The organism is Methylomonas montana, from assembly GCF_030490285.1.
Classification (GTDB): domain Bacteria; phylum Pseudomonadota; class Gammaproteobacteria; order Methylococcales; family Methylomonadaceae; genus Methylomonas; species Methylomonas montana.
The window spans coordinates 3,325,127-3,350,120 of the sequence record NZ_CP129884.1; the positions used below are offsets into that span (position 1 = coordinate 3,325,127).

25 protein-coding genes are annotated in these 24,994 nt (G+C 52.7%); 14 read left to right on the plus strand and 11 right to left on the minus strand.

Features of this window, described 5'->3' with window-relative positions; translation table 11 throughout:
- Positions 1-36 precede the first annotated feature (36 nt).
- Together QZJ86_RS15285 and QZJ86_RS15290 are read left to right on the plus strand one after the other, a co-directional pair.
- Entirely contained in the window at positions 37-762 is a 726-nt protein-coding gene (locus QZJ86_RS15285; RefSeq protein ID WP_301939001.1) for a sulfite exporter TauE/SafE family protein, read from the plus strand.
- Positions 763-773: 11 nt separating this feature from the next.
- A complete protein-coding gene (locus QZJ86_RS15290; protein WP_301671328.1) occupies positions 774-1,727 on the plus strand; it encodes a sigma-54 interaction domain-containing protein in 954 nt (317 codons plus the stop codon).
- Positions 1,728-1,833: 106 nt separating this feature from the next.
- Here the strand turns inward: QZJ86_RS15290 and QZJ86_RS15295 are convergent, their stop codons facing one another.
- From QZJ86_RS15295 to smc, 10 genes are all read right to left on the minus strand, one after another.
- A complete protein-coding gene (locus QZJ86_RS15295; RefSeq protein ID WP_301671329.1) occupies positions 1,834-2,574 on the minus strand; it encodes a PP2C family protein-serine/threonine phosphatase in 741 nt (246 codons plus the stop codon).
- A 4-nt stretch (positions 2,575-2,578) separates the two neighbouring features.
- The gene (gene pdxJ, locus QZJ86_RS15300) at positions 2,579-3,322 is read right to left on the minus strand and encodes a pyridoxine 5'-phosphate synthase (RefSeq protein WP_301671330.1); all 744 of its coding nucleotides are present in this window, start codon (positions 3,320-3,322) and stop codon (positions 2,579-2,581) included.
- A gap of 43 nt (positions 3,323-3,365) precedes the next feature.
- Positions 3,366-4,067: a DNA repair protein RecO gene (gene recO / locus QZJ86_RS15305; RefSeq protein ID WP_301671331.1), complete on the minus strand. Its 702-nt coding sequence runs from the start codon at positions 4,065-4,067 to the stop codon at positions 3,366-3,368.
- The gene (gene era / locus QZJ86_RS15310) at positions 4,067-4,957 is read right to left on the minus strand and encodes a GTPase Era (RefSeq protein ID WP_301671332.1); all 891 of its coding nucleotides are present in this window, start codon (positions 4,955-4,957) and stop codon (positions 4,067-4,069) included. The genes recO and era overlap by 1 nt, the downstream gene beginning before the upstream one ends.
- On the minus strand, positions 4,954-5,637 hold the full coding sequence (rnc, locus tag QZJ86_RS15315; protein WP_301671333.1) for a ribonuclease III: 684 nt from the start codon (positions 5,635-5,637) through the stop codon (positions 4,954-4,956). Before rnc ends, era begins: the two co-directional genes overlap by 4 nt.
- Positions 5,634-6,011 (minus strand): DUF4845 domain-containing protein, encoded by a 378-nt coding sequence (locus QZJ86_RS15320; RefSeq protein ID WP_301671335.1) that lies wholly within the window; start codon positions 6,009-6,011, stop codon positions 5,634-5,636. Before QZJ86_RS15320 ends, rnc begins: the two co-directional genes overlap by 4 nt.
- A gap of 125 nt (positions 6,012-6,136) precedes the next feature.
- Complete coding sequence (lepB, locus tag QZJ86_RS15325; RefSeq protein ID WP_301671336.1) at positions 6,137-6,913, minus strand: signal peptidase I; 777 nt, start codon at positions 6,911-6,913, stop codon at positions 6,137-6,139.
- A gap of 18 nt (positions 6,914-6,931) precedes the next feature.
- Positions 6,932-8,731, minus strand: a complete 1,800-nt coding sequence (gene lepA, locus QZJ86_RS15330) for a translation elongation factor 4 (protein WP_301671337.1) — start codon at positions 8,729-8,731, stop codon at positions 6,932-6,934.
- Between the two features lie 70 nt (positions 8,732-8,801).
- Positions 8,802-9,539 (minus strand): cell division protein ZipA C-terminal FtsZ-binding domain-containing protein, encoded by a 738-nt coding sequence (locus tag QZJ86_RS15335; RefSeq protein WP_301671339.1) that lies wholly within the window; start codon positions 9,537-9,539, stop codon positions 8,802-8,804.
- Positions 9,539-13,039, minus strand: a complete 3,501-nt coding sequence (gene smc, locus QZJ86_RS15340; protein WP_301671340.1) for a chromosome segregation protein SMC — start codon at positions 13,037-13,039, stop codon at positions 9,539-9,541. Before smc ends, QZJ86_RS15335 begins: the two co-directional genes overlap by 1 nt.
- Positions 13,040-13,427: 388 nt before the next feature.
- On the opposite strand from smc, the gene QZJ86_RS15345 reads away from it, so the two are divergent.
- Positions 13,428-14,615 (plus strand): GGDEF domain-containing protein, encoded by a 1,188-nt coding sequence (locus tag QZJ86_RS15345; RefSeq protein ID WP_301671341.1) that lies wholly within the window; start codon positions 13,428-13,430, stop codon positions 14,613-14,615.
- A 162-nt stretch (positions 14,616-14,777) separates the two neighbouring features.
- On the opposite strand, the gene QZJ86_RS15350 is transcribed toward QZJ86_RS15345, so the two are convergent.
- Entirely contained in the window at positions 14,778-15,134 is a 357-nt protein-coding gene (locus QZJ86_RS15350; RefSeq protein ID WP_301671342.1) for a hypothetical protein, read from the minus strand.
- Between the two features lie 295 nt (positions 15,135-15,429).
- Between QZJ86_RS15350 and queF the strand changes: the two genes are divergently transcribed.
- From queF to bamB, 11 genes are all read left to right on the plus strand, one after another.
- Positions 15,430-15,819 (plus strand): preQ(1) synthase, encoded by a 390-nt coding sequence (queF, locus tag QZJ86_RS15355; RefSeq protein ID WP_301671343.1) that lies wholly within the window; start codon positions 15,430-15,432, stop codon positions 15,817-15,819.
- Between the two features lie 6 nt (positions 15,820-15,825).
- Positions 15,826-16,110 (plus strand): EscU/YscU/HrcU family type III secretion system export apparatus switch protein, encoded by a 285-nt coding sequence (locus QZJ86_RS15360; protein ID WP_301671344.1) that lies wholly within the window; start codon positions 15,826-15,828, stop codon positions 16,108-16,110.
- Positions 16,107-16,967, plus strand: coding sequence for an archaetidylserine decarboxylase (gene asd / locus QZJ86_RS15365; RefSeq protein WP_301671345.1), 861 nt, complete (start codon positions 16,107-16,109; stop codon positions 16,965-16,967). The genes QZJ86_RS15360 and asd overlap by 4 nt, the downstream gene beginning before the upstream one ends.
- A gap of 107 nt (positions 16,968-17,074) precedes the next feature.
- Positions 17,075-17,425 (plus strand): preprotein translocase subunit YajC, encoded by a 351-nt coding sequence (gene yajC / locus QZJ86_RS15370; protein ID WP_301671346.1) that lies wholly within the window; start codon positions 17,075-17,077, stop codon positions 17,423-17,425.
- Positions 17,426-17,499: 74 nt separating this feature from the next.
- Positions 17,500-19,347, plus strand: a complete 1,848-nt coding sequence (secD, locus tag QZJ86_RS15375; protein ID WP_301671347.1) for a protein translocase subunit SecD — start codon at positions 17,500-17,502, stop codon at positions 19,345-19,347.
- A 147-nt stretch (positions 19,348-19,494) separates the two neighbouring features.
- The gene (gene ndk, locus QZJ86_RS15380; protein WP_026603896.1) at positions 19,495-19,926 is read left to right on the plus strand and encodes a nucleoside-diphosphate kinase; all 432 of its coding nucleotides are present in this window, start codon (positions 19,495-19,497) and stop codon (positions 19,924-19,926) included.
- Positions 19,901-21,013 carry a 23S rRNA (adenine(2503)-C(2))-methyltransferase RlmN gene (rlmN, locus tag QZJ86_RS15385; RefSeq protein ID WP_301671348.1) on the plus strand — a complete coding sequence of 371 codons (1,113 nt, stop codon included), beginning with the start codon at positions 19,901-19,903 and terminating at the stop codon, positions 21,011-21,013. The genes ndk and rlmN overlap by 26 nt, the downstream gene beginning before the upstream one ends.
- The gene (pilW, locus tag QZJ86_RS15390; protein ID WP_301671349.1) at positions 21,003-21,767 is read left to right on the plus strand and encodes a type IV pilus biogenesis/stability protein PilW; all 765 of its coding nucleotides are present in this window, start codon (positions 21,003-21,005) and stop codon (positions 21,765-21,767) included. Before rlmN ends, pilW begins: the two co-directional genes overlap by 11 nt.
- Before the next feature lie 17 nt (positions 21,768-21,784).
- Complete coding sequence (hisS, locus tag QZJ86_RS15395; RefSeq protein ID WP_301671350.1) at positions 21,785-23,068, plus strand: histidine--tRNA ligase; 1,284 nt, start codon at positions 21,785-21,787, stop codon at positions 23,066-23,068.
- Positions 23,069-23,104: 36 nt separating this feature from the next.
- Positions 23,105-23,752, plus strand: a complete 648-nt coding sequence (locus tag QZJ86_RS15400) for a YfgM family protein (RefSeq protein ID WP_301671351.1) — start codon at positions 23,105-23,107, stop codon at positions 23,750-23,752.
- A gap of 28 nt (positions 23,753-23,780) precedes the next feature.
- Positions 23,781-24,992: an outer membrane protein assembly factor BamB gene (gene bamB, locus QZJ86_RS15405; RefSeq protein ID WP_301671352.1), complete on the plus strand. Its 1,212-nt coding sequence runs from the start codon at positions 23,781-23,783 to the stop codon at positions 24,990-24,992.
- Positions 24,993-24,994: the final 2 nt, after the last annotated feature.

Consider the following 24,994-nt stretch of genomic DNA (forward strand, 5'->3'; position numbering starts at 1 on the left):
CTTAATTTATACCCAAAAATTGCCGGCTCCTCGTTTATGCATCTTTACCTTGACTTTAATGCCTCCTATCTTGCTGCATTTGCAATGGGTTTATTCAGCAGCCTGCATTGCATCGGCATGTGCGGCTCCATTATCGGCACACTGACCTACAGCTTAAAACCCGAGATCCGCAACGATAAACGTCGTTTGTTCGGCATCGTGCTCAATTACAACATGGGCCGAATTTTTAGCTATGCGCTGGCCGGCGCCGTCGCTGGCATACTAGAAGCTTTTTTAAGCCTGCCCTTTACCCAAGGTCAAGCCCACCGACTTTTACAACTCGTCTCGGCGGTGATCATGGCCGGCGCCGGCCTTTATCTTGCTGGCTGGTTCCCACGCTTCGCCTATATCGAAAAAATGGGCGCGCGTTTCTGGAAATTGATCGAACCCTTCGGCCGCAGACTAATTCCGGTACAAAACCGCACTCAAGCCATATTGTTCGGCATGGTCTGGGGCTGGTTGCCCTGCGGCCTGATTTATACCGCGCTGGCACTGGCGGCAACCACCGGCAGCATCGTCCATAGTTCGCTCACCATGCTAGCTTTCGGCCTGGGTACTTTACCTGCCGTGATGGGAGTCGGTATAATGACCTCATTGTTAACGAGGCTTTCCAAAGCTCGGCGTTTCAAACATGCCGTTGGCGCCTTGTTTATCATCTTCGCATTACTGGCAGCCTTTCCTTGGCTAAACCCGATGCGTGTTGAACATATCATGACGTTTTGAGAGGTTTTACAGTGGCTAATTTCGATCCGATTATTGGACAATCTCCCGCAATCGAAGCATTGATTCGTAGCGCTCGCATCGTCGCGGCGACCGATGTCACCGTGCTAATTAAGGGCGAAACCGGTACGGGAAAAGAAGTGCTGGCAACGGCCATCCAAAAAGATAGCCCGCGCGCCAACAAACCTTTTATCACGCTAAACTGTGCCGCCCTTCCGGAAGGTTTAGTTGAGTCTGAAATATTCGGCCACAAAAAAGGCGCGTTTACCGGTGCGATATCCGACAAACAAGGCCTATTTCAAGCCGCCGACGGCGGTACTTTGTTCCTCGACGAGATCAATTCCTTACCGCCGGGGATTCAGTCAAAACTGTTGCGCTTTCTTGAATCGGGCGAATGTCTACCGGTGGGCGGCACCAAACCCTATATGGTCAATGTGCGCGTGATTGCCGCCTCTAACGCCGATTTAAACAAACTGATAGAGAACGGCGAGTTTCGCCAGGATTTGTATTTCCGCTTGAATGTCGTGCCGCTGGAATTACCGGCATTGCATCAACGCACCGAAGACATCGAAGAACTGGCCAAACATTTCTTTGCGCATTTCTCGGCCACTCATTCATTGGAACCACCTACTTTCAGCAGACAGACCTTAAAAACCCTGCGCGGTTACAAATGGCCTGGCAACATTCGTGAATTGCGTAATCTCTGCGAACGGCTCAGTATTCTGTTGTCTGGAAAAGTCATCGAACCAGAAAACCTGCCGCACGAATTCAATCGCTGCACGACCAAGGCAAACTCCGACTTCACCTTGCCAGAATTAGGATTGCACTTAGATGCCCTCGAAGCGGACATGATCCTGCAAGCCTTAAACAGAACCAAGGGTAACCGCAGCAAATCGGCGCGACTATTAGGTATATCCCGGGACACCTTGCTGTACCGCATTCAAAAGCACGGACTGGCAACCCATTAAAATTCTGGTCCTAGCTGTTAACCACCAGCTAAAGCCGGTGGTTGCAATAGCCCTTACCAGGAGCGCAAACAAATAATCCTGGCCATTCCCGGCCTTTCTCAACCTGCTAACGCTTTCGCACCCATTGCACGGTGACGTTATCGCTTTTGCCTTGCGCTCTTAACACGGCCATTTTCGCCATCTTTTGCAATTCTGGCTTACCACTGTCCGCTTGCGATAAGCCCAACAACTCCTGCTCTTTCACGAACTCCCAGAAACCGTCGCTACATAAAACAAATGTTTCCCCGCTTTTTATCGCCGGGAAACTGACAATATCGACTAGCGGTGGCGTCGATATATTGATGCTGCGCGTCAGCTTATGTTGATCGGGATGCACCCCCATTTCCCATTCGCTGATTTTGCCTTCGTTAAATAACTGTTGGGGCACCGAATGGTCTTTGGTGCGCCAGATGACGCGTTTGGCATTGATGCGATAAATACGCGAATCGCCGCAATGCGCTGTGATCACTCGCTCCTCATCCAGATACAAAATGGCACAGGTGGTATGCGCGTCGCTGGCAGCCGGATCGCCGGCAAACAGTTTACGCATACCGGCGACCGTTTCCGTAATCCAGGCCTGCACCGCAGCCTCTCCCAGCGCTTGTATTTGCAGCCGATATATATCAGCCAAGGCAATCAATCCCCGACAAAAAAATTGTGAGGCCTTTTCCCCTGATTGGTGTCCGCCCAAACCATCGGCGACGACAAATACCGCATAATCGGCACATACCTTGTGCGCCATGCAATCTTGATTGACCTCGCGATTGCCGATCGAGGTTAATTGATAAAACTCAAGTTCCGCCAACATGAAATCAACCGTGTAAACGTGCCTCCCGCATCACTCGTTTCATATCCCTAACCGCTCGCTCCAAACCGAAAAACACAGCTTGCGCAATCAAGGAATGGCCGATATTCAATTCCACGATCTGCTCGATTCGGCAAATCGCCTCGACATTCGCCAAATTCAGCCCATGTCCGGCGTTGACTTGCAACCCCGCCTGATGCGCATAGGCGGCCGCCTCGCGGATACGTTGTAATTCCTGCTGTTGCTCGGTTTTGGTGGTCGCATCGGCATAACGGCCTGTATGCAATTCCACCACCGGTGCGCCGGCGTTGACAGCTGCGTCGATTTGCCGAAAATCAGGATCGATAAACAAAGAGACTTCGACATCGGCCGCCGCTAATTGTTGGCAAGCACTGCGCATTTTTTCCGCCGCGCCGGCCACATCCAGCCCACCCTCGGTCGTCAACTCTTCACGGCGCTCTGGCACCAAGCAGCATGCCTGCGGCCCCACCTTAACGGCGAGCGCCAGCATCGGCTCGGTCACCGCCATTTCCAGATTCAAGCGAGTATGCAACATGTCCTTCAGCAAATAAATATCCCTATCCTGAATATGCCGCCTATCCTCGCGCAAATGTGCGGTAATGCCGTCCGCGCCGGCTTGCTCAGCGACCAGCGCCGCCTGGACCGGTTCGGGGTAACGCGTACCTCTGGCCTGCCGTAAAGTAGCAATGTGATCAATATTTACGCCTAGCAATATTGGTTGTTTTGTCATTTATCTATCAGTCCGATTGCGAAGTTCCATGGATTTTATCCATTTATAGATGTTTAATAATTTTGGCCAACACATCGCGGCTCTTCAATGGCCTACCCTGCAAATGCCCATCCAGCATCTTTCTCAGCAGCCATTTAGCTTCAAGTAAGCCCTGACCATCAAGCGGCAACCTTGCCGCCAGCCGTGTTAGCGTCTCACCGCCAATTAGGCCATTGTGATCCACCACCATGCCGAAATCGGCCAAAAAATCGTAACGCTGCCCAAATTGCACCGGCTTGCCATTGGCCTCGGCATCCAATTGCGCCGCATAACCGGCTTCTTGCAATAAATCTAGCTCAAAATAGCGTAGGGTTTGTTCGATAGGATTGTCAGCCGACAAGTCGCTCAAGCAACGCTCGTAGCAGACGAATATCTCCGGATGAGGATCGTGTTTATGGACGAATATCTGCACCAGTTCGTTGATATAAAAGCCGCAATACAACGCCAAGCGTTGCAAGGCATAGCCGTTGACATACTCCGCTTGTGTAAGGACTTTTAATTCGTTCCGGTCGCTAAAGGACAGCTTCAATGCGCAAAAAGGCAGCAGTAAGCCGGCCATTTTCGACTTTTCTTTGCGCACGCCTTTGGCCAATATCGAGACAATGCCAAAATCGCGGGTGAATACCTCTAACAGTAAACTGGTTTCCCGATACGGCCTGTGCTGCAAAATAAACGCGGGCTGCAAATAGACGGCAGAACCATTCATCAATCGCCGATATCGATGAATCCCAAACTTTGCAAGGCACGCTCGTTATCCGACCAGCCTTTTTTCACTTTGACCCACAACTGCAAATAGACTTTTTGGCCGATTAGTTTTTCGATGTCGACGCGCGCTTCGCTGCCCACTTTTTTCAGCATTTCGCCTTGCTTGCCGATCACGATACTTTTTTGGCTATCGCGCTCCACCAGAATCGCCGCGTAGATTTTACAAAGCTCCGGAAACTCTTCGTAGCGCTCGATCTCCACGGTCAGCGCATACGGCAATTCGTCGCCCAAACGCCGGGTCAATTTTTCGCGAATGATTTCGGCGACGAAAAAACGCTCCGGCCGATCGGTAATTTGATCTTCCGGGTAAATCGGCTCTGCTTCCGGCAACAAAGCCATGATGTGCTGTTCCAGCAGCTCAAGATTGGTGCGTTTCAACGCCGAGACCGGCACGATATGTTGGAATGGGTACTTTTGCTGTGCATCGGCGAAAAACTTCAGCACCGCATCCTTATCCTTGATCTTGTCGACTTTGTTGACGACCAAAATCACCGGCAGCCCGGCACGCTCGAGTTTCTTGAAAATTTTCTGGTCGTACTCATGCCAATACAAACCATCCAACAGCCAAACCACCACATCGACGCCCAACAGTGTGCTGTCGGCAGTTTTATTCAGATAGCGGTTTAATACCTTTTTTTCGTCCTGATGCATGCCCGGCGTATCCATGAAGATAGCCTGACCTGCTTCGGTGGTCTTGATACCCAGAATCCGGTGCCGGGTAGTTTGCGGTTTTCTGGAGGTGATGCTGAGTTTTTGACCCAACAAGTGATTCATCAACGTCGATTTGCCGACATTGGGCCTACCGATTAAAGCAACATATCCGCAGTTCATTTATCCCTGGTTTGTAAAAGATTTAACATATTTTCCGCGGCGGCCTGTTCGGCTTTTTTTCGGGAAATGCCAATACCATTGCAGGTATTCTGAGTAACCGCGACGCTGCATTTCACTTCGAAAGTCTGAGCATGATCGGCACCGGACATGCTGACCAGTTCATATACCGGCAATGGTTTGCGGCTGGCCTGCATCAACTCCTGTAAGCGCGTTTTCGGATCCTTATTCCAATCGTCAACCTTTAGCGCAGCTAGCTTGTCGCTAAACAATTGCAATATCCATTGCCGACAAACCTCGACTCCCTGGTCTTTCAGCAACGCACCCATGATGGCTTCCAACGCATCCGACAGAATCGAATCGCGTCGAAAACCGCCGCTTTTCAGTTCGCCGGAGCCCAATATCAGATAATCGCCGATATTGTGCTGTCTGGCCAATTCCGCCAGCGAATTTTGATTGACCAAGCTGGCCCGCAAGCGACTTAAAGCCCCCTCGCCCGCTTCGGGAAACGATTCATACAACTTCTGGGCAATCACGAAACCCAATACGGAGTCGCCCAGATATTCCAGGCGCTCATTGTTTCTGGCACCCACGCTGCGATGTGTCAAGGCCATTGAAAACAAATTGGGATCGCTAAACGTCAAACCCAGCTTTCCGGCAAGAATTTCAGGCTTTTTAATCACTTGTTGCCAGCTTCGAATCCTTCGTGAAACTGTACCAGCACACTCAAATTGCCGAAAATCGGCTCGATTCGCTCGTAGTCGATATCAACCCGCACGTAGCCCGGTTGGGCCACAATTTTAATATCGTCATTGGTGACATGCTCGACATAGTTCAAATCAAAGCGTTTCTCCAAACTGGTTTTTATTTCCGCCTTGGTTTTAGTCACGATGTCCGTGGTATTTTCCACCGCTTTCAACGCGTTGACCACCCGACTATGATTGATATAAATCGGCGCAATTTTTAGTATCAGCAAGGTAAAAAATGCAATTAAGCCCAAAATAAAGGCGATAGACAGAAATGTTAAACCGCGTTGTTTTTTTAATGAAGACGGCATGCCGCTACCCCCGAAAATTTAGATTTAAGCCATGGACGATTGGAAAAGATACTGCCAATCCGCTTGCCTTTACTGCGACAACGGTCGCCAAGCGTTGCCAGTAAAAACATAGGCAACAAAAACGATTAATGCAAAACAGTTCCCAGACGATCGAAAGCGATGCCTTTATTTTCCCAATCCCAATTCATCCAGATGAAAAAGGCTCTACCGACCAGATTAGCCTCCGGCACGGTACCCCAATAGCGGCTGTCGTTACTGTTATCTCGGTTATCGCCCATCACGAAATAATGGCCTTGAGGCACCACAAACACATCTTCCACCGAAGACGCGCCGCGACTGATCAGAATCGAATGCTCAACACCCTGCAAGTCTTCTTCCAGGCGCTCGGCGCCGCTCATACTGCTACCTTGTCCTACGCCCTGATACCGGCCCAGCGACACTTGCTTGATTGGTGCGCCGTTGACATACAGCTTTTTGTCGAAATAAGCGATCCGGTCGCCCGGCAAGCCGATGACCCGCTTGATGTAATCCACTTCGGGCTGTTTCGGAAATCTAAACACCACGATGTCACCGCGCTTGGGTTCGCCCATCTCGATGATCTTGTTGTTCAATACCGGCAAACGCACACCATAGCTGAATTTATTCACCAAAATAAAATCGCCGACCAACAATGTCGGCATCATCGATCCCGATGGAATCCGGAACGGCTCGACCAGAAACGAACGCAGCAATAATACGATCAATACCACCGGGAAAAACGAGCGGGCGTATTCGACCAGTAGCGGTTCTTTCTCGGTCGGATAAGGCAGGTTAGCCCGTTTCAGGTACAAGCAATACCCACCCCAAACGACGCCGGTTGCAAAACTGGCTACCACCAGAAAAAATGAAAAATCGTAATCCATAAGTTAATTCTATCGTCGCTATTCTTTATTGACCTGCAACACCGCCAGGAACGCTTCCTGCGGAATCTCGATACTACCCACCTGCTTCATCCGCTTCTTACCGGCTTTCTGTTTTTCCAGCAGCTTTTTCTTACGGGTAATGTCGCCACCATAACACTTGGCTGTGACATTTTTGCGCATGGCTTTTACGGTAGAGCGCGCGATGACCTTGGCACCGATGGCCGCCTGAATCGCCACTTCGTACATCTGCCGCGGAATCAAATCTTTCATCTTTTCGACCAAATCGCGGCCGCGATTTTGGCTCAAATCCCGATGGACGATGATAGACAACGCGTCGACCTTGTCGCCGTTAATCAGCACATCCAATTTCACCAGCGGCGCCGGCTCAAAGCGCTGGAACTCATAGTCGAAAGAGGCATAACCGCGGCTGACCGACTTCAGCCGGTCGAAGAAATCCAACACCACTTCGCTCATCGGCAATTCGTAGCTAAGTGAAACTTGGCTGCCGGCGTATTGCATGTTTTTCTGGATGCCGCGTTTTTCGATACACAGATTGATGACGTTGCCCAGATAGGCTTGCGGCACCAGGATATTCGCCAAAATGATCGGCTCGCGAATCTCGACAATAGTACCGACATCCGGCAACTTGGCCGGATTATCGACCATCACGATTTCGCCGCCATGGGTTTCGACTTCGTAAATGACGGTCGGCGCGGTGGTAATCAGATCGATGTTGTATTCGCGCTCCAACCGCTCCTGGACGATTTCCATATGCAGCATACCCAGGAAGCCGCAACGAAACCCAAAGCCTAAGGCTTGCGAGGTTTCCGGCTCATAATTCAATGCCGAATCGTTCAGGCGCAACTTGTCCAGCGCTTCGCGCATCGCGCCGAAATCGTCGGAACTGACCGGATACAGACCGGCAAACACCCGCGGCTGGACTTTTTCAAAACCCGGCAACGCTTCGGTGGCGGGATTGTCGGTGGCGGTAATGGTATCGCCCACCGGCGCGCCGAAAATATCCTTGATCCCGGCGACGATGAAGCCGACTTCACCGGTATGTAATTGCTGCTTCTCCAGCTGTTTTGGCGTGTAGACACCCAGTTTCTCGACCAGAAACGATTTGCCAGTCGACATCACGGTAATTTTTTGCTTCTTGCGCAGACTGCCGTTGACGATACGCACCAAGGACACCACGCCCAGATAATTGTCGAACCAGGAATCGATAATCAAGGCCTGTAACGGCGCGTTTTCGTCGCCGGCCGGCGGCGGAATCTTTTGAATCAATTGATCGAGTACCGCTTCGACGCCAATACCGGTCTTGGCGCTGATTTTCAGCGCTTCGTCAGCCGGAATGCCGATCACATTCTCGATTTCTTCCATCACCCGCTCCGGCTCGGCGGACGGCAGATCGATCTTGTTCAGTACCGGCACCACTTCCAAACCTTGCTCGATCGCGGTGTAGCAGTTGGCCACGCTTTGCGCTTCCACGCCTTGCGCGGCATCGACCACCAGCAAGGCACCTTCGCAGGCCGCCAAGGAACGCGACACTTCGTAGGAAAAATCCACGTGGCCCGGGGTGTCGATAAAATTCAGTTGATAAGTGACGCCGTCGCTGGCTTTGTAATCCAGGGTAACGCTTTGTGCCTTGATGGTGATGCCGCGTTCCCGCTCCAGATCCATGGAATCGAGTACTTGCGCTTCCATCTCCCGGTCGCTCAGTCCGCCGCAAATTTGAATAAATCGGTCTGCCAATGTCGATTTCCCATGATCGATATGGGCAATGATGGAGAAATTTCTGATATTTTTTTGATCCACTTAGCTTCTAGTTAATTCGTTAGGTTTACAGAATAAATGCGGCGACCCCCTGTCCCCGCGATGCACTGTTTTAGGCGGCTTTGGCCAGTATTTGCCGAAATTGGGCGACGGTTTCCGCGGTCAATGGTTGACGCTGATTGTCCCAGACCACGCCATCCAATTCCTCGGCCAAGATGTCGATGGTTTCCATGAAGTCGTCGAACACCGTCAGGGGTTCGTCGACTTCGCGCGGCTGCATGAAAAATACGATGCCGGGGCAATAAAAATCGTCAAGTCCGGTGTCGGGAAAAGTACCGGGATCAACCATGCTGGCGACAGCAAAATCGACCATGCGATTGGCATCCACGCGCTCGAATACCCTAACGCTACCGTATCTAAGTCCAACGCGTTCAAAGGCCTCGAATAAATCCTCGCCGTTAAAACCTTGATCCGCCCGAGCAACAATGCTGAATTCGATCAAAGCCGGCAATTCCAAACGCTTTGAGTTAGACAAGGTTGCGGCTTGTTTTTTCTCCGATTCGCGACGCGAAACGTCTGCGGGAGATTTCGGGCTGGGCTTGATGGCTCTATCGTCTAACAGAGCATCTCCATCAACCAGCTCGGAGCCCAGGGCAAACACATCCATCTCGTCTTCGTCTTCTTCGACGGAAAACTCGTCAACCATGCGGTCTTCATAAGAGTCTTCATCGTAATAATCGTCGGGCACGCGTCTCTCCCGCAACGACTTGATGAAATGCCACAACACCATGCCGATCATTACCAGCACGCCGATCAAAATAATCACGACTCTTAATAGTTCTTTATCCATTAGCTTTCCGCCATGCTCACTGCTTCTTCAATATCAACCGCCACCATTCTGGATACTCCAGGCTCCTTCATGGTAACACCTGCCAGATGTTTTGCAATTTCCATTGTGACTTTGTTGTGTGAAATATACAAAAACTGTACGGTTGCCGACATGTCTTCCACCATCTGCGAAAATCGCACCACGTTGGCATCATCGAGCGGAGCGTCCACCTCATCCAGCAAACAAAACGGCGCCGGATTCAATTCAAATATCGAGAATACCAAGGCCACGGCCGTCAGAGCCTTTTCGCCGCCGGACAGCAGATGTATCGAGCTGTTGCGCTTGCCGGGCGGCCGGGCAATGATGTTGACACCCGCTTCCAGCAAATCATCCTCGGTCAATTCCAGGTAGGCCTGACCACCGCCGAACAGGCGCGGAAACTTTTCCTTTAAGCCATTATTGATCTTGTCGAAAGTTTCCTTGAAGCGCTGACGGCTTTCCCGGTCGATCTTGCTGATTGCCTGATCCAAGGTATTCAAGGCGTCGACCAGATCGTCGTGCTGCTCGTTCAAAAACTTCATCCGTTCGGACTGGGTTTTGTATTCCTCGATCGCGGTCAGGTTGATCGATCCCAGTCTTTCGATTTGATCGGTCAGATCGTCGACGGCGTTTTTCCACTTAGTTTCCGTGGCGCCCTCGGTCAGATTGGCGAGTATCGCTTCCGGATCGGCATCGACCTCGGTCAGCTGTTCGGCAATGGTCTGCTGACGAACCCGACTGTCCTGCTGCTCGAAACGTACTTGATCCAATGCTTCTTTTTGTTTTTCCAAGGACCGCTGAGTTTGCGAATATTGCTCAGCCAGTTGACTGACAGTCTGTTCGCTGGCTTGCTGAGCCTGGCGTTCGGACTGCAAGTTGTCCTCGAACTGCGCCTTTCTCTCCAACAACTCTTCCAACTGCATTTTCTCGTCGTCGAGCGGCGCCAACGAATAGTGCAATTTGTTTTCCAGCTCGGCGATACGGTCGGCCGATTGTTGATGCTGTAACTGCAAACGTTCGATCTGCTTGGCGGTCAGCACTTCCGAAGATTTCAAGGATTCGATTTGCGCATGCAACCTGTGCAAGTGCCGGCGCGCCTCATCGACCGATGCATCGGTATTTTGTTGCTGAGCCTGAATTTGTTGATTCAGTTGCTCCAATTCGGTTTTCTTGTCGCCTAAATCACCCAAGGCCTGCTCGGCGTCCTGCTTGATCATCTCCGCTTCGGAGATACTTTCGGCATTTTCCGCCAGATGCTGACTGATCTCTTCGATCTCATGATCGAGCTGTTCCAGGCGGCGCTTTTGCTGTTCGAAACGCGCCGACTGCGCGCTGTACTCGGCGCTCTTCGCAGAAAACTCGGCACTAAGCAATTTTTCTTTTTGTTGATATTGCTCGCGATTGCTCTCAGCCGCCTTCAATGCCTGCTCGCAGTCCGCCAGTTGTTGTTCATCCTCGGCTATCGTCATCTGCAGCTCGCTCTGCCGCTGCTTCAGTTCGCGCAACTCCTTTTCCCGATGCAACACCCCGGCCTTGCTATCGCTGCCACGGCTGATCTTGATCCAGTCCTTGCCCAGCCAGGTGCCATCCGCCAAAACTACAGATTCGTGTGGCTGCAACTTCATTTGCCGAGCCTGTTGCATGGTCTCCGCACAGTAGATACCGCTCAACAGGCTGGACAAATCCCAGCTACTACGTAGCTTGCTGGCCAGAGCCGTCGGACCGGCGGCGGCGGCAGATGAACTCGCATGAGTTTCAAACACGATCAACGATTGCTTGGTCAAATCCTGCAACTCGCCCAGTATCGCATCGGCGCTATCCACGCAGATCGCTTCCAGGTAACTGCCCAACACGGTCTCCACGGCAGTTTCCCAACCTTCTTCGGCCTCCAGAAATTCAGCCAGCCGCGGCTGTTGCTCCAAGCCCACCTGCTCCAGCCAGACTCCCAACTCTTTTTTGTCCTTACCCATCGCATGTTGCTGCAATAATTCCAAGGAACTGATCTTGCCGTTGACCTTTTGCAACTCGGCACGACTGGCATGCAAATTATCGTGCAGTTGTTTGATAGCTGGCCGCAGTTCGGCAATGCGTTGCAGCACCACTTCCAACTGTTGCTGCAATTGCTCGCGCTCGGCTTCGATCAATTCAATACTGCTATCCAGGGTTTCCAATGCCAGTTGCAATTGGGTATCCGCCAAACCGCCGCGCTCGCCCTGCAATTTATCCAGCCGGGATTGCAACTGCCGATTCTGGTTCTCCAGTTGCACCAGCTTGGTCCTCTGCACTTCGGCCTGTTCGCGATAGCCGGCGTTCTCGGCCAGAAAGGCTTCCCACTGCTGCTGCCATTGCTGCTTTTGTAGATGGGCGTCTTGTTGAATTCCCAGCAAGTCTTCCTCGCGCTCGCGAGCGACAATCATGGTCTCTTCCGCTTCCAGCAAGGTCTGACGGATTTCCTCCAGCTGCTGCCGGTCCTGCTCGCATTCCGATTGCGCCTGCTCGGCCTGCAGTTTCAAGCGATTGATCTCAACCAGCGTTTCTTCGTGATTTTTTTGGTTGTGCTTGATGGTCTGCTCCAGCCGGCTGACGTCGGCGACCACCGCATAATATTCGGCCTGGGTGCTATCCAGATGCTGTTGCTGGGCTTTTTGTTCGCCGCGTTTCAGTTCCATGGCTTTTTCGGTATCGCGCAGCAACACGAACAAACGATTGTGTTCGGCGGCGATATTTTGCAGTTTTTCTTCCAGCTTTTGCGCCGAGCGTTGGAAGTTTTGCCAACGCATCGCCAGCAATTCTTGCTTGTATTGGCGTTCCTGCTTTTTCAGCTCGGTGTATTTCTCGGCTTTTTCCGCCTGCTTGGCCAGATTCTTGATCTGCTTTTCGACCTCATCGCGCAAGTCGTTCAGCCGTTCCAGATTCTCGCGGGTATGGCGCATCCGGGTTTCGGTTTCCGAACGGCGCTCCTTATATTTGGAAACGCCGGCCGCTTCCTCGATATGGATACGCAAATCTTCCGGCTTCGCTTCCACCATCCTGGAAATAGTGCCCTGCTCGATGATCGCATAGCTGCGCGAACCCAAGCCGGTACCCAAAAACAAATCGGTGATGTCCTTGCGCCGGCATTTGGAGCCGTTCAACATGAACAGCGATTGGCCGTCGCGGCTGACTTGGCGCTTGATGGAGATGGTGGCGTACTGCGAATACTCGCCGCCGGCCTTGCCTTCGCTGTTGTCGAACACCAACTCCACCGAGGCCATGCTCACCGGCTTGCGACCCGATGAACCGTTGAAAATCACGTCGGCCATATTGCCACCGCGCAAATGCTTGGCGGAACTCTCGCCCATTACCCAACGTACCGCGTCGATGATATTGGATTTGCCGCAACCGTTAGGGCCGACGATTGCGGTCAAATTGCCGTTGATCGGTATCGTGGTGGGATCGACAAAGGATTTGAAACCCGAAAGTTTGATTTTTTCCAGCTTCATGACTGGTTAAAGACGCTCAAGACCGTTTACACAGCCAGCTATTATCGACGAAATGACGCTCAGATTGGAATGGATTTTGTTTTCGAGCGCGACAACAGCCATCAATATCAGCTCTCGCGCACCCTTTTCCTAGCAACATTCAGTCAAATCTTAATTTGGATAAGTCAGGCAATATCGCTTCGACCGCCTAGGGCTAAAACAATACCTGCCGCTCCCCATAGCACACAGAAACCCTCGACTCATGTCGCTGTAAGAGCCGCCCATTCATCGCAACAGAGAGGGTAACGAGCGAAGCATTGCCGCTTGCGTCGGTATATTTGTGACATTGCCTGTGGTAATTTTATAGCCGGCTGAAAACAGTCCTCCTCAACATAAACCGAGATATTCGATGAACCTAGACCTGCGCACGATGATGGTAATGATTGCCGTGCTCAGCTTTTTATTTTCGGTATTACTGGCAGTCGCCAGCCTGCATGCCCGCGGCATCCGTGGCCTCCGCCACTGGGCACTGGCCAGCTTGTTCATCAGCCTAGGCGCCGGCATTGCTTATACCCAAACCGCACCAGGCGCCCATTGGCCGGTCATTACCGGCGCCGTGCTGTTAGGCGCCGGCGCGGCCTTGCAATTACTCGGCATTCAAGCTTTCAAAGCCCAGCCTGACTACCGATGCCTCGTTCTGCTATCAATAGTCGGACCGGTGGCCGGCATCAGCATCTGGTTCACGCTAATCGATCCCAATGTGCAATTGCGAGCCACATTCAACTCTGTCATCTTTGCCGGCGTCAACTTCGCCTGCGCGAGAGCGCTGTTAATCCCAATCAAGTCCTACGAACGCACCGCACACTGGCTGACCGGTTTTTCATTCGCTATCCTGGCACTCGTTTATAGCCTCAGGGCGGCGGCAATATATTTTGCGCCCGCCGACCAATACGGGCTCCTCAACCCGATACCGATCAATCCGGTAATGTTTTTTACGGCCAGCGTCACCCAGTTATTCCTGACCTTTGGCTTCGTGTTGATGGTCAATTACCGAATGGCTTCCGAGCTGGAAAACCTGGCCACCACCGACGCGCTGACTGGCGCCTGGAATCGCCGCAGCCTGGATCAGGAGTGTCAACGCTTACTACTCAGTAGCGCACGCCGCCAGGAAGTGCTGTCGGTGATGATGCTGGATGTCGATCATTTTAAAAGTATTAACGACGCACACGGCCATCAGGCTGGCGACGAAGTGTTACGCCAACTGATCAACACCGCCAAAACCGAGATTCGCAGCGATGACTACTTAGCCCGTTACGGCGGTGAAGAATTTTGTCTATTACTGCCCAACACTAGCGAACAGGACGCCCATAACCTTGCGGAGCGGCTACGCTTGTTACATGAGGGCCACCCCGCCCAGTGGCGCGAAAAAGCGATTGCGAGCACGATTAGCATAGGCATAGCCAGCTCCGACCATATAGGCCTAAATTTTTCGTTGCTACTGCAAGCCGCCGACATGGCGCTATACCGAGCCAAGCTGACCGGGCGTAACCGGGTTGTGGCTTTCTCGCACATCCCGCCGGAAAATTTGGAGGTCTGAAAAATTAAATAGGAATAGGCAGCCGGAATTTATCCAGCTTTGTGGCGGACAATGTCTAATGTGCCCAAAGTGGATTGGCTAAGCTGGAAAAACAGACATGATTAAAGCACTGTTTTGCGGCGATTGGTGCACGACCTCCGAAACCACCAGCCCCGGCAACGATTAGTTTAATAGCGTATTAACGCTCGCGCGCGACACGCTACCGTAAGTCGCTAACGCCAGTCCCGGATTGCTCGAAATACCGGAAATGAGTTGCCCTAGCACTTGTTGAGCTTGCTCGCGATTGACAGGACTATCAACATTCACAGTATTTGCCGATTGAGCAAGCCGCTGAGATTCGCTGGAAAAGCTGACTGTGTCCGCCACACTGCGCTGTTCGCTGTTTTCGGCCTCACTATTCGGCTTAGCCAGTTTCTTCCGCTCGGCGAGTTCCTCGACGCCTCCGGCTTTTTGATCGCGGGCCGGCAATTGGGTGACTAAGGCATTGGGTTGTGGGTTCGTTGTGTTGATTTCCATCATCGTATCCCCTTTAAATTTTAGTGGCGCTATCTAGCAATATCTGTAATCTGCTTGGTAGACGATTGTACCGTAATTCCAGCAAGACATTGGCTATTGCATGCCAATATCGCGACCAAACTCTTACACGGCAAATATTGCAACGCTCAACTTTGACCGCAGCCGACAAGCCACGCAAACCATTGAATTTAAAAGTTTGATTTTTTCCGCCGCCGTAGCTGGTAAAATCCGCCTAAAGCAGGCCGGTTAAAACTTTTCCGCGCCACGCCCCAATATTTCTCAACTTTAAATCATCTCGATGACCACAAAACCCAGCTCAGACCTCACTACTTTCGAAAATCCCAGACCAGCCCGCGACTTCACGATACGCATCGACATCCCGGAATTTACCTGCTTGTGCCCAATGACCGGCCAACCCGATTTCGCCAAGCTGATCCTCGAATACGTGCCTAATAAACTTTGCGTCGAACTGAAGTCCTTAAAATTGTACATGTGGACTTTCCGCGAACGCGGCGCGTTTCACGAAGCCGTCACCAACGAAATTCTCGATCATATCGTCGCGGCAATCTCGCCCAACTTCATGCGCCTACGCGCCGAATTCAATGTCCGCGGCGGCATTTACACCACCGTGATCGCCGAACACCGCGACCCGAGCTGGCAAGCGCCCGAACTGGTCAACCTGCCTTAATTCTCTGTGAGCGGTAGAACTTTCTACAACAGCGACATTGCCGTCGCGCTGCAATACGACGGCAAGAACGCCCCAAAAGTCACCGCCAAAGGTGAGGGCTTTACCGCTCAACAAATTCTGGCTATAGCGGAGAAACACGGTGTGCCGCTGCAAAACGAACCCGAATTGGCGCGCATTTTGGCGCAAGTCCCGCTCGGCGAGGAAATTCCCCGCGAGCTATACATCGCCGTCGCCGAAGTCATCGCCTTTGCCTATTTTATCAGCGGGAAAACTCCCGACTCCGAATCATGAATTTAAAAGAAATTTTCACCGTCCTCCCGCAATACGCCTTACCGCACCACGCCCTATCGGGATTAATGTCAAAACTGACTCACTGCCAAAATAAAACCTGGAAAAACCTGTTCATTAACTCGATTGTCAGCCTTTACGGCGTCAATATGAACGAGGCCAAGTTTCAAAATCTGGATCACTACGCCAGTTTTAACGAATTCTTTACCCGCGAACTGAAAGACGGCGTCCGTCCGCTCGCGACCGCTGCCGATGCGATAGCCTCTCCGGCAGATGGCGCGATTAGCCAGGCCGGGCCGATCGCCGACGGCCGGATTTTTCAAGCCAAGGGTCAAGATTACACAGCACTGGAATTACTAGGCGGCGATGCGGAACGCGCTCAGACCTTTGCAAACGGCTCGTTCGCCACCATTTATTTATCGCCAAAGGATTATCACCGCCTGCATATGCCGCTGACCGGCACCTTACGAGAAATGGTGCATATTCCCGGCCGGCTGTTCAGCGTCAATAATACAACCGTCGGCGCAGTGCCGAACCTATTCGCCCGGAACGAACGGGTGGCCTGTATTTTTGATACCGAAGCCGGCCCGATGGCTTTGATACTGGTTGGCGCGATTTTTGTCTCCAGCGTCGAAACCGTCTGGCACGGCGTGGTCACGCCACCGACCATCAGCGAACCCAGAACTTGGCGTTATCAAGACGATGCGCCGGTACTGGAAAAAGGCATGGAAATGGGCCGATTCAACATGGGCTCGACCATTATCGTATTGTTCGGCAAAGACAAAACCGCCTGGAACCAGGATCTGCTTGCCGGCAAAACGGTGAGACTGGGAGAGAAAATCGGCCGCACGCTGGCATAAGCCAGGCAAATTGACGCCGTAATGCGATAAGCACGGCTAGTGTGGCATAATGCGCGCCTGTCCGCCCGGCCGGACCATTACACGACGATAACAATAAGAGGATTACAATGAGTTTTTTGATTTCTGACGCTATGGCTCAAACCGCACCCGCCGCCCAACAACCCGGTTTTGAAGGCATGCTGTTCCCATTGGGAATTTTAATATTTTTCTATTTCCTGTTCATCCGCCCGCAATCCAAGCGCACCAAGGAACAGAAACAAATGCTGGCAGCACTCGGCAAAGGTGCCGAAGTCGTCACCACTGGCGGCATCTTGGGTAAAGTAGCCGAACTGGACGATAACTTCGTTAAACTGGAAGTCTCCGACAACAGCTTTATTCAAGTACAACGCCATGCCATCGCCAACATGATGCCTAAAGGCACTTACAAAACCTTGAATACAAAAAAAACCAAAGAATAAGGTTGCTTTAACCCCGCGAACCACCTGCTTTTATTCGCAACAGCCCGGCTGTCACTGCTTTTAATGGAATAACCATGCAAAATCATTTCCCTGTCTGGAAAAACATTCTGGTGCTGATCATTCTACTGATCGGCACGATTTACGCGCTGCCTAATATTTACGGCAACGACCCGGCAGTGCAATTGGCCTCGTCCACCCCGACGCCGTTGCAGCAGACCCAAGCTGACGAAGTGGCCGCCAGCATCAAGAACGCCGGCGTTGCGGTTAAAAGCTTCGAATTCGCCGACGGCAAAATTCTGGCGCGCTTCAACAATACCGACGAGCAAATGAAAACCGCCGACCTGCTCCGCGACCAATTATCCGGAAAAGCCACCGTCGCCTTGAATTTGGCACCAGCCACGCCGGCCTGGCTACGGGCACTGGGCGCCAACCCCATGCATCTGGGTCTGGATTTACGCGGCGGCGTGCATTTTCTACTGGAAGTAGACATGGATAGCGCGTTGAAACAAGCCGAAGAGCGCTACAACAACGACATCCGCACCGCCTTCCGCGATGCCAAGATTCGTTATCAGTCGGTCTCCAAGGAAGCCGGCGGCATCAAAGTCGCTCTGCCGAACGAGGAATCCAGGGTTGCCGCAGTTGAAGTATTGAACAAAGACTTCCGCAATCTGGAACTCGTCGAAAGCGGCCCCAACGAATTCATGTTGAGCATCCCCGAGCGCGATATGCGGGAAATCAAAAAATCAGCGCTGGGCCAAAACATCACCACGCTGCGTAACCGGGTCAACGAACTGGGCGTAGCCGAACCCATTATCCAACAACAAGGCGATAGCCGTATCGTCGTGCAATTGCCTGGCGTGCAGGACACTACCCGCGCCAAGGAACTGCTAGGTACCACCGCTACGCTGGAATACCGCTTGGTCGATGTCGAACATGACGTACAATCAGCTTTAAGCGGCCACGAACCCATCGGCAGCCGCTTATATAAAGACAAAAACGGCGCCCCAGTGCTGTTGAAACGGGCCGTGATCGTTACCGGCGACCAGATCACCGATGCCTCTTCCGGCCTGGATCAAGACGGCTCGCCAGCGGTATTTATCACGCTGGACAGTGTCGGCGCCAAGAAAATGGGCAAGATGACCCAGGAAAACATCGGCAAACCGATGGCGGTGGTGTTCATCGAATACAAATCCGAAACCCGAGTCGTTAACGGCGAAAAAGTCCAACACAAGGAAAAAGTCGAAAAAGTCATCAGTGTCGCTACCATCCGCGACAGTTTCAGCAAACGTTTCCAAACGACCGGTTTGGACAGTCCGGAAGAAGCCCGCACCCTAGCCCTGTTGCTGAGAGCCGGCGCACTGGCCGCCCCGGTTGAAATCGTCGAAGAACGCACCGTCGGTCCTAGCCTAGGCCAAGAAAATATCGACCAGGGCATGCTGTCGATTACCGCCGGATTTTTCCTGGTGGTCTTTTTCATGATCGTCTATTACCGCGCCTTCGGCCTGATCGCCAACTTTGCACTGCTTTTCAACGTGTTATTGCTGATTTCGATCATGTCGGTACTCCAAGCCACCCTGACGCTGCCAGGTATGGCCGGCATCGTGTTGACGGTCGGTATGGCGGTGGACGCCAACGTACTGATTAACGAACGGATTCGCGAGGAATTACGTCACGGCTTCAGTCTGCAAGCCAGTATTTTCGTCGGTTACGAGAAAGCCTTCGCGACGATTCTCGACTCCAACGTCACCCACTTTATTGTCGCGGTGTTGTTGTTCGGTTTCGGCACCGGTCCAGTCAAGGGCTTCGCCTTAGTACTCATGATTGGCATTGCAACTTCGGTATTCACTGCGGTAACAGGCACCCGCATGCTGGTCAACTGGTTCTACGGCAGCAACCGTCAAGCCGCAAAAATTTCCATCTAGGCCTGGCTTGAAGAGACTGATCCAGCCTTTTCAAACTAGTTTCGGCTTCGCAATCAACGCATTATGAGCAGGGTGTTTTTCATCACCCTGCCGAACGCGATATAATGTTTCATTATTTTTCAATCACTATCCTCACGGAGTTACAAAATGGCAATCGAACGTACTTTCTCAATCATCAAGCCTGATGCAGTCGCTAAAAACGTGATTGGGGAAATTGTCAGCCGCTTCGAAAAAAACGGCCTGCGCATCGTTGCATCTAAAATGCTGCAATTGAGCCAAGAACAAGCCGAAGGCTTTTATGCCGAGCATAAAGAACGCGGTTTCTTCAAAGACTTGGTCAGCTTCATGACTTCCGGCCCAGTCGTTGTACAAGTGTTGGAAGGCGAAAATGCGGTACTGAAAAACCGCGAACTGATGGGCGCCACCAATCCTAAAGAAGCGGCTCCTGGCACCATTCGCGCCGACTTCGCAGTCAGCATCGACGAAAATGCCGTGCACGGCTCCGATGCTCCGGAATCTGCTGCGAGAGAAATCGCTTACTTCTTCTCTGCTGATGAACTCTGCGACCGTATCCGCTAAGCCAGCGTTGATCAATCTGCTGGATTTCGACAGAAAAGGCCTGCAGGCCTTTTTTGTCGGTTTAGGCGAAAAGCCGTTTCGGGCCACTCAGCTGCTGAAATGGATTTATCAGGAAGGCGTCACCGATTTCGATGAAATGACCAACCTGAGCAAATCGCTGCGCAATTATTTAACAGAACACTGCCACATCAAAGTCCCGGAAATCGTCGCCGAACAATTGGCCTCTGACGGTACCTGCAAATGGGCGGTGCAGATGCACTGCGGCAATCGGGTGGAAACCGTTTACATCCCGGAAGAACGCCGTGCCACTTTATGCGTATCCTCTCAAGTAGGCTGCGCGTTGGCTTGTACCTTTTGCTCCACCGCCAAACAAGGCTTTAACCGCAACTTGTCCACCGCCGAAATTATCGGACAGCTCTACCTGGCCCAACAACGCTTGGGGCCGGAGCGGCGTATCACCAACGTGGTGATGATGGGCATGGGCGAACCCTTGCTGAACTTCGACAACGTGGTCTCGGCGATGAATTTAATGATGGACGACTTCGGCTACGGCTTATCGAAGCGCCGCGTTACTATCAGCACCTCCGGTATCGTCCCGGCGATGAAACGTTTAAACGAAGTCTGCGACGTCAGCGTGGCAGTCTCGCTACACGCACCGAACGACGCCTTGCGCGACCAACTGGTCCCGATCAACGTCAAATACCCGCTCAATGAGCTGATGGAAGCCTGCCGCGAATATGCTAAAACCGGCCCCCGAAAACACATCACCTTCGAATACGTGATGCTGGACGGCATCAACGACAGCGTGGAAGATGCCCGCACCCTGGTTAAACTGCTGAAAAACGTGCCGTCCAAACTGAATCTGATTCCATTCAATCCGTTTCCGCAATCGCACTATCGCTGCTCCAGCAACACCGCAATTCTAAAATTTCGCGATATTTTGCATAACGCCGGCATTGTGACTACCGTCAGAAAAACGCGCGGCGAAGACATCGATGCGGCCTGCGGCCAATTGGTCGGCCAGGTGCAAGATAAAAGCCGCCGACATTTAAAGCTACAAGCCCAAGGATTCACGCATGTCAGCTGAGCCAAGGCTTTGCGAATTATTGCTCATCAGTTTATTGGCGAGTGGCTGCGCGCTGCTACCGGACGGTGGCCGCGATACGATGAGCAATGCCGAAAAGGCCAAGCTCAATCTGCAAATGGGCGCCCGCTACCTGGACATGGGTATGCTGGAAACCGCCAAGGAAAAGCTGGAAATTGCCGTGAACCTGGATTCCAGCAATGCTGACACACATAACACTCTGGCAGTGTTTTACGAACGCATCAAAAATAACGAAGCCGCTAACGACAGTTATCAAGCCGCGCTGAGCCGCGATGCCGACAGCTTCAGCATCAAAAGCAATTACGGCCGTTTCTTGTGCGAACAAGGCCAATTCGACAAAGGCATAAGCCTGTTGCAACAATCAATGGAATCGCCGATGAATAATCGGCCCTGGTTTGCGCTAACCAATCTGGGTACATGCTATAACAGGCAAAACGACAGCCAACGTGCCGAACAATATTTCCGCCAAGCCCTGCAAACACAGCCCAATTACGCGCCGGCTTTGCAGGAAATGCAGCGGATTAGCTATCAAAACCGGCAATTCATGTCGGCCCGGGCCTTTCTGGAACGCTATCTCAGTGTCGCCAAACACACCCCGGAATCGCTCTGGATAGCCTTCCAGACCGAACGAGCACTCGGCAACGGCAAAATGGCCGACGAATACCGCGAGCTGTTATTGAGCTCATTCCCAGCCTCCAAAGAGGCGCAACAAGTCAAAACCGCGATCAGCAAATAATCCGGCACCGAAACATCATGGCAAAACAACAACAGGCCATCCAGGCCATTCGAGGCATGCACGACATCCTCCCCGAACAGTCACCTTGTTGGCAATGGCTGGAAGGACATGCCCGACAAGTATTGGCCGCCTACGGCTATCAAGAAATCCGCCTGCCCATTGTCGAAAAGACCGAACTGTTCAAACGTTCGATCGGCGAAGTCACGGACATCGTCGAAAAAGAAATGTACACCTTCGACGACCGCAACGGCGATTCGTTGACCCTGCGTCCGGAAGGCACCGCCGGCTGTTTGCGCGCGTGCCTGGAACACGGTTTGTTGCATAACCAAAGCCATCGCTTGTGGTATTACGGACCGATGTTCCGCCACGAACGCCCGCAGAAAGGCCGTTACCGGCAGTTCTATCAGCTAGGCGTGGAAACCTACGGCATGCCCGGCCCGGATATCGACGCGGAAATCATCGCACTGACCGACCGGCTCTGGAAACAACTGGGCATCCGCGACAAAGTCGAATTACAGATCAACTCGCTGGGCACCAGTGAAGAACGGCTGGCCTATCGCGGCAAGCTGGTCGAATATTTCCAGCAACATCTCAACGTGCTAGACGAAGACAGTCTGCGCCGGCTGGAAACCAACCCACTGCGTATTCTGGATAGCAAAAACCCCGACATGCAAGCCATGCTGCAACAAGCGCCGGTGCTGCTCGAACATCTGGGCGAAGACAGTCTGGCGCATTTCAACAGCCTGAAAGCGACACTGGACGATCTGGGCATCGCCTATCGGCTCAATACCCGTCTGGTGCGCGGCCTGGATTATTACGGCAAAACCGTGTTCGAATGGGTCACCGATCAGCTCGGCTCGCAGGGCACTATCTGCGCCGGTGGCCGCTACGACGGCTTGATCGAACAACTGGGCGGCAAGGCCAATCATGCCATCGGCTTTGCAATGGGCATGGAACGCATCCTGGCCTTGCTCGAATTGCTCGATAACGTTCCAGTCGCAAGTTGCACCGACGTCTATATGATCCGGGTCGGCACCAGCGCCGAAGCGGCAGGCATGCGCTTGGCCGAACAAATTCGCGACGCGATTCCCGGCCTGAAGCTGCAAGTCAATTGCGGCGGTGGCAGTTTCAAGAGCCAGTTTAAAAAAGCAGACAAATCCGGGGCCGAGTATGCCATCATCCTCGGCGACGACGAAGCGCAGCGCGGCGAAGTCGCATTAAAGCCCTTGCGCATCGACCAAGAACAAAGCACGCTCAATCACGATCAGCTCCTGCAAACCCTGCAAGACTGGCGCAGCTAATCATCCCTTGTAACCTGACAATAAAAGAGAAATACCGTGGCAATTTACGATACCGAAGAAGAACAGCTGGAACAGTTGAAAAAATGGTGGGAAGCCAATCAAACTTCATTGATCGCCGGCGTCGTCACCGCAATAGTGTTGGTCAGCGGCTGGAATCTCTGGCAAAACCACCAGCTGGAAAAACGCAACCAAGCCTCGCAAATGTTCCAACAATTATTGGAAAGCGCAGCCAAGGACAATGGCGAATCCACCGAAAAGCTGGCGGAACGTTTACCTATCGAATATCCGGGTACCGCTTACGCCAATTATGCAGGTTTGCAACTGGCTAAAACCAAGGCGCAAAAAGGCGACCTGGAAGGCGCCAAAGCCATCCTGGAAAACGAAATCAAGAGCACCGACAGCGACGAACTCAGACACGTCGCCCGTCTGCGCCTGATTCAACTGATGCTGGCAACCGCTCAATACGAAAAAGGCTTGCAGCTGATCGCCGAAGTCGATCCGGCCAAATCCGAAGGCTTCTCGGCCAGCTACGACGAATTGCAAGGCGACCTATACGTCGCATTGGATAGATTGGACGAAGCCCGTAGCGCTTACCAAAGCGCGATCAGAACCGGCCAAGCCACGCCGCTGACTCAGTTCAAACTGGACGACGTAGCAGCACCGGCTCCGGCTACCGGCCATTAAGCACATTCGATCGGATACTCGCTTTAACATGTTGAACAGGAACATCAGATACCGCTCGCTTTCAATCCTTCTCAGCTGTCTGCCCATGCTGACAGCTTGCGCGGGACTGGATGCCGGACGTGATTTCGTCTCGGGCATAACGGAATATATCATGGGCGACGACGACAATGCCGATCCGCCCGCCGCCTTGCAGGAATATACGCCCGAAGTGCAATTGGATGTCGTCTGGAAGGAATCGGTCGGTAACGGCGCCGGCGAAAAATATCTAAAACTGACCCCGGCAGTCGCGGAAGGCACCATCTACGCCGGCGACAACAAGGGCCATCTGCAAGCGCGCGGCGCCGGCAATGGCAGTCTGACCTGGGAAAATAACACCGATTACAGCTTCTCGGCCGGCCCCGGCCTGGGTTTGCATACTGTGGTCATGGGTACTAGTGCCGGCGAAGTCGTGGGATTCGATAAAGGCAGTGGCGAACAACGCTGGAAAACCGACGTGTCCAGCGAAGTGATGGCTGCCCCCGTGGTCAGCCGCGGCATCATCATCGTTCGCACCACCGACGGCAAGATCATCGGCCTGAAAGAAGATAACGGCGCGCAACTCTGGACCTTCGAACATAGCGTGCCGGCCCTGAGCATCCGCGGCACCGGCGCCCCGATCATCATCGACGACAATGTGATCGCCGGCTCGGCGAACGGCAAGCTGCAAGCGCTGCAACTGAAAGACGGCAAGGCCATCTGGGAAGCCACCATCGCCATCCCCAGCGGTCGTTCCGAAGTCGAACGCCTGGTCGATCTGGATGTCGATCCGGTGGCGGCGCGCGGTGCCATTTACATAGCCAGCTTCACCGGCGGCGCTTCCTCAGTATCCGAAGTAGACGGCGACGTGTTATGGCGCAACGAGGCTGTGTCATCCTATACTGGCCTGAGCCTGGATTATCGTTATCTTTACGTCAGCGATACCCAAGGCGATGTGTGGCAACTCGATCAACGCAGCGGCGCCTCGTTGTGGAAGCAAAAAGACCTGCATAACCGCGGCTTGACCGCCGCGATTGCCTATCAAAATTATGTCGTCGTCGGCGATTTCGAAGGCTATGTGCATTGGCTATCCAATAGCGACGGCCGCCAGTTAGGCCGGATTCAGATCAGTCAGGCGGCGATAGAAGCCAAGCCGGTAGTCGTGGACGACACTGTTTACATATACGCCAAAGACGGCACCTTGGCCGCCTTGAGAGTAAAATAAAT

Bases quoted from the DNA above. Each gene is read 5' to 3' on its own strand.
- QZJ86_RS15285 (WP_301939001.1), top strand. From the start codon at position 37: ATGCATCTTTACCTTGACTTTAATGCCTCCTATCTTGCTGCATTTGCA.
- QZJ86_RS15295 (WP_301671329.1), bottom strand. From the start codon at position 2,574: ATGTTGGCGGAACTTGAGTTTTATCAATTAACCTCGATCGGCAATCGC.
- pdxJ (WP_301671330.1), bottom strand. From the start codon at position 3,322: ATGACAAAACAACCAATATTGCTAGGCGTAAATATTGATCACATTGCT.
- recO (WP_301671331.1), bottom strand. From the start codon at position 4,067: ATGAATGGTTCTGCCGTCTATTTGCAGCCCGCGTTTATTTTGCAGCAC.
- era (WP_301671332.1), bottom strand. From the start codon at position 4,957: ATGAACTGCGGATATGTTGCTTTAATCGGTAGGCCCAATGTCGGCAAA.
- QZJ86_RS15320 (WP_301671335.1), bottom strand. From the start codon at position 6,011: ATGCCGTCTTCATTAAAAAAACAACGCGGTTTAACATTTCTGTCTATC.
- lepB (WP_301671336.1), bottom strand. From the start codon at position 6,913: ATGGATTACGATTTTTCATTTTTTCTGGTGGTAGCCAGTTTTGCAACC.
- QZJ86_RS15335 (WP_301671339.1), bottom strand. From the start codon at position 9,539: ATGGATAAAGAACTATTAAGAGTCGTGATTATTTTGATCGGCGTGCTG.
- smc (WP_301671340.1), bottom strand. From the start codon at position 13,039: ATGAAGCTGGAAAAAATCAAACTTTCGGGTTTCAAATCCTTTGTCGAT.
- QZJ86_RS15345 (WP_301671341.1), top strand. From the start codon at position 13,428: ATGAACCTAGACCTGCGCACGATGATGGTAATGATTGCCGTGCTCAGC.
- QZJ86_RS15350 (WP_301671342.1), bottom strand. From the start codon at position 15,134: ATGATGGAAATCAACACAACGAACCCACAACCCAATGCCTTAGTCACC.
- queF (WP_301671343.1), top strand. From the start codon at position 15,430: ATGACCACAAAACCCAGCTCAGACCTCACTACTTTCGAAAATCCCAGA.
- asd (WP_301671345.1), top strand. From the start codon at position 16,107: ATGAATTTAAAAGAAATTTTCACCGTCCTCCCGCAATACGCCTTACCG.
- yajC (WP_301671346.1), top strand. From the start codon at position 17,075: ATGAGTTTTTTGATTTCTGACGCTATGGCTCAAACCGCACCCGCCGCC.
- secD (WP_301671347.1), top strand. From the start codon at position 17,500: ATGCAAAATCATTTCCCTGTCTGGAAAAACATTCTGGTGCTGATCATT.
- ndk (WP_026603896.1), top strand. From the start codon at position 19,495: ATGGCAATCGAACGTACTTTCTCAATCATCAAGCCTGATGCAGTCGCT.
- rlmN (WP_301671348.1), top strand. From the start codon at position 19,901: ATGAACTCTGCGACCGTATCCGCTAAGCCAGCGTTGATCAATCTGCTG.
- pilW (WP_301671349.1), top strand. From the start codon at position 21,003: ATGTCAGCTGAGCCAAGGCTTTGCGAATTATTGCTCATCAGTTTATTG.
- hisS (WP_301671350.1), top strand. From the start codon at position 21,785: ATGGCAAAACAACAACAGGCCATCCAGGCCATTCGAGGCATGCACGAC.
- bamB (WP_301671352.1), top strand. From the start codon at position 23,781: ATGTTGAACAGGAACATCAGATACCGCTCGCTTTCAATCCTTCTCAGC.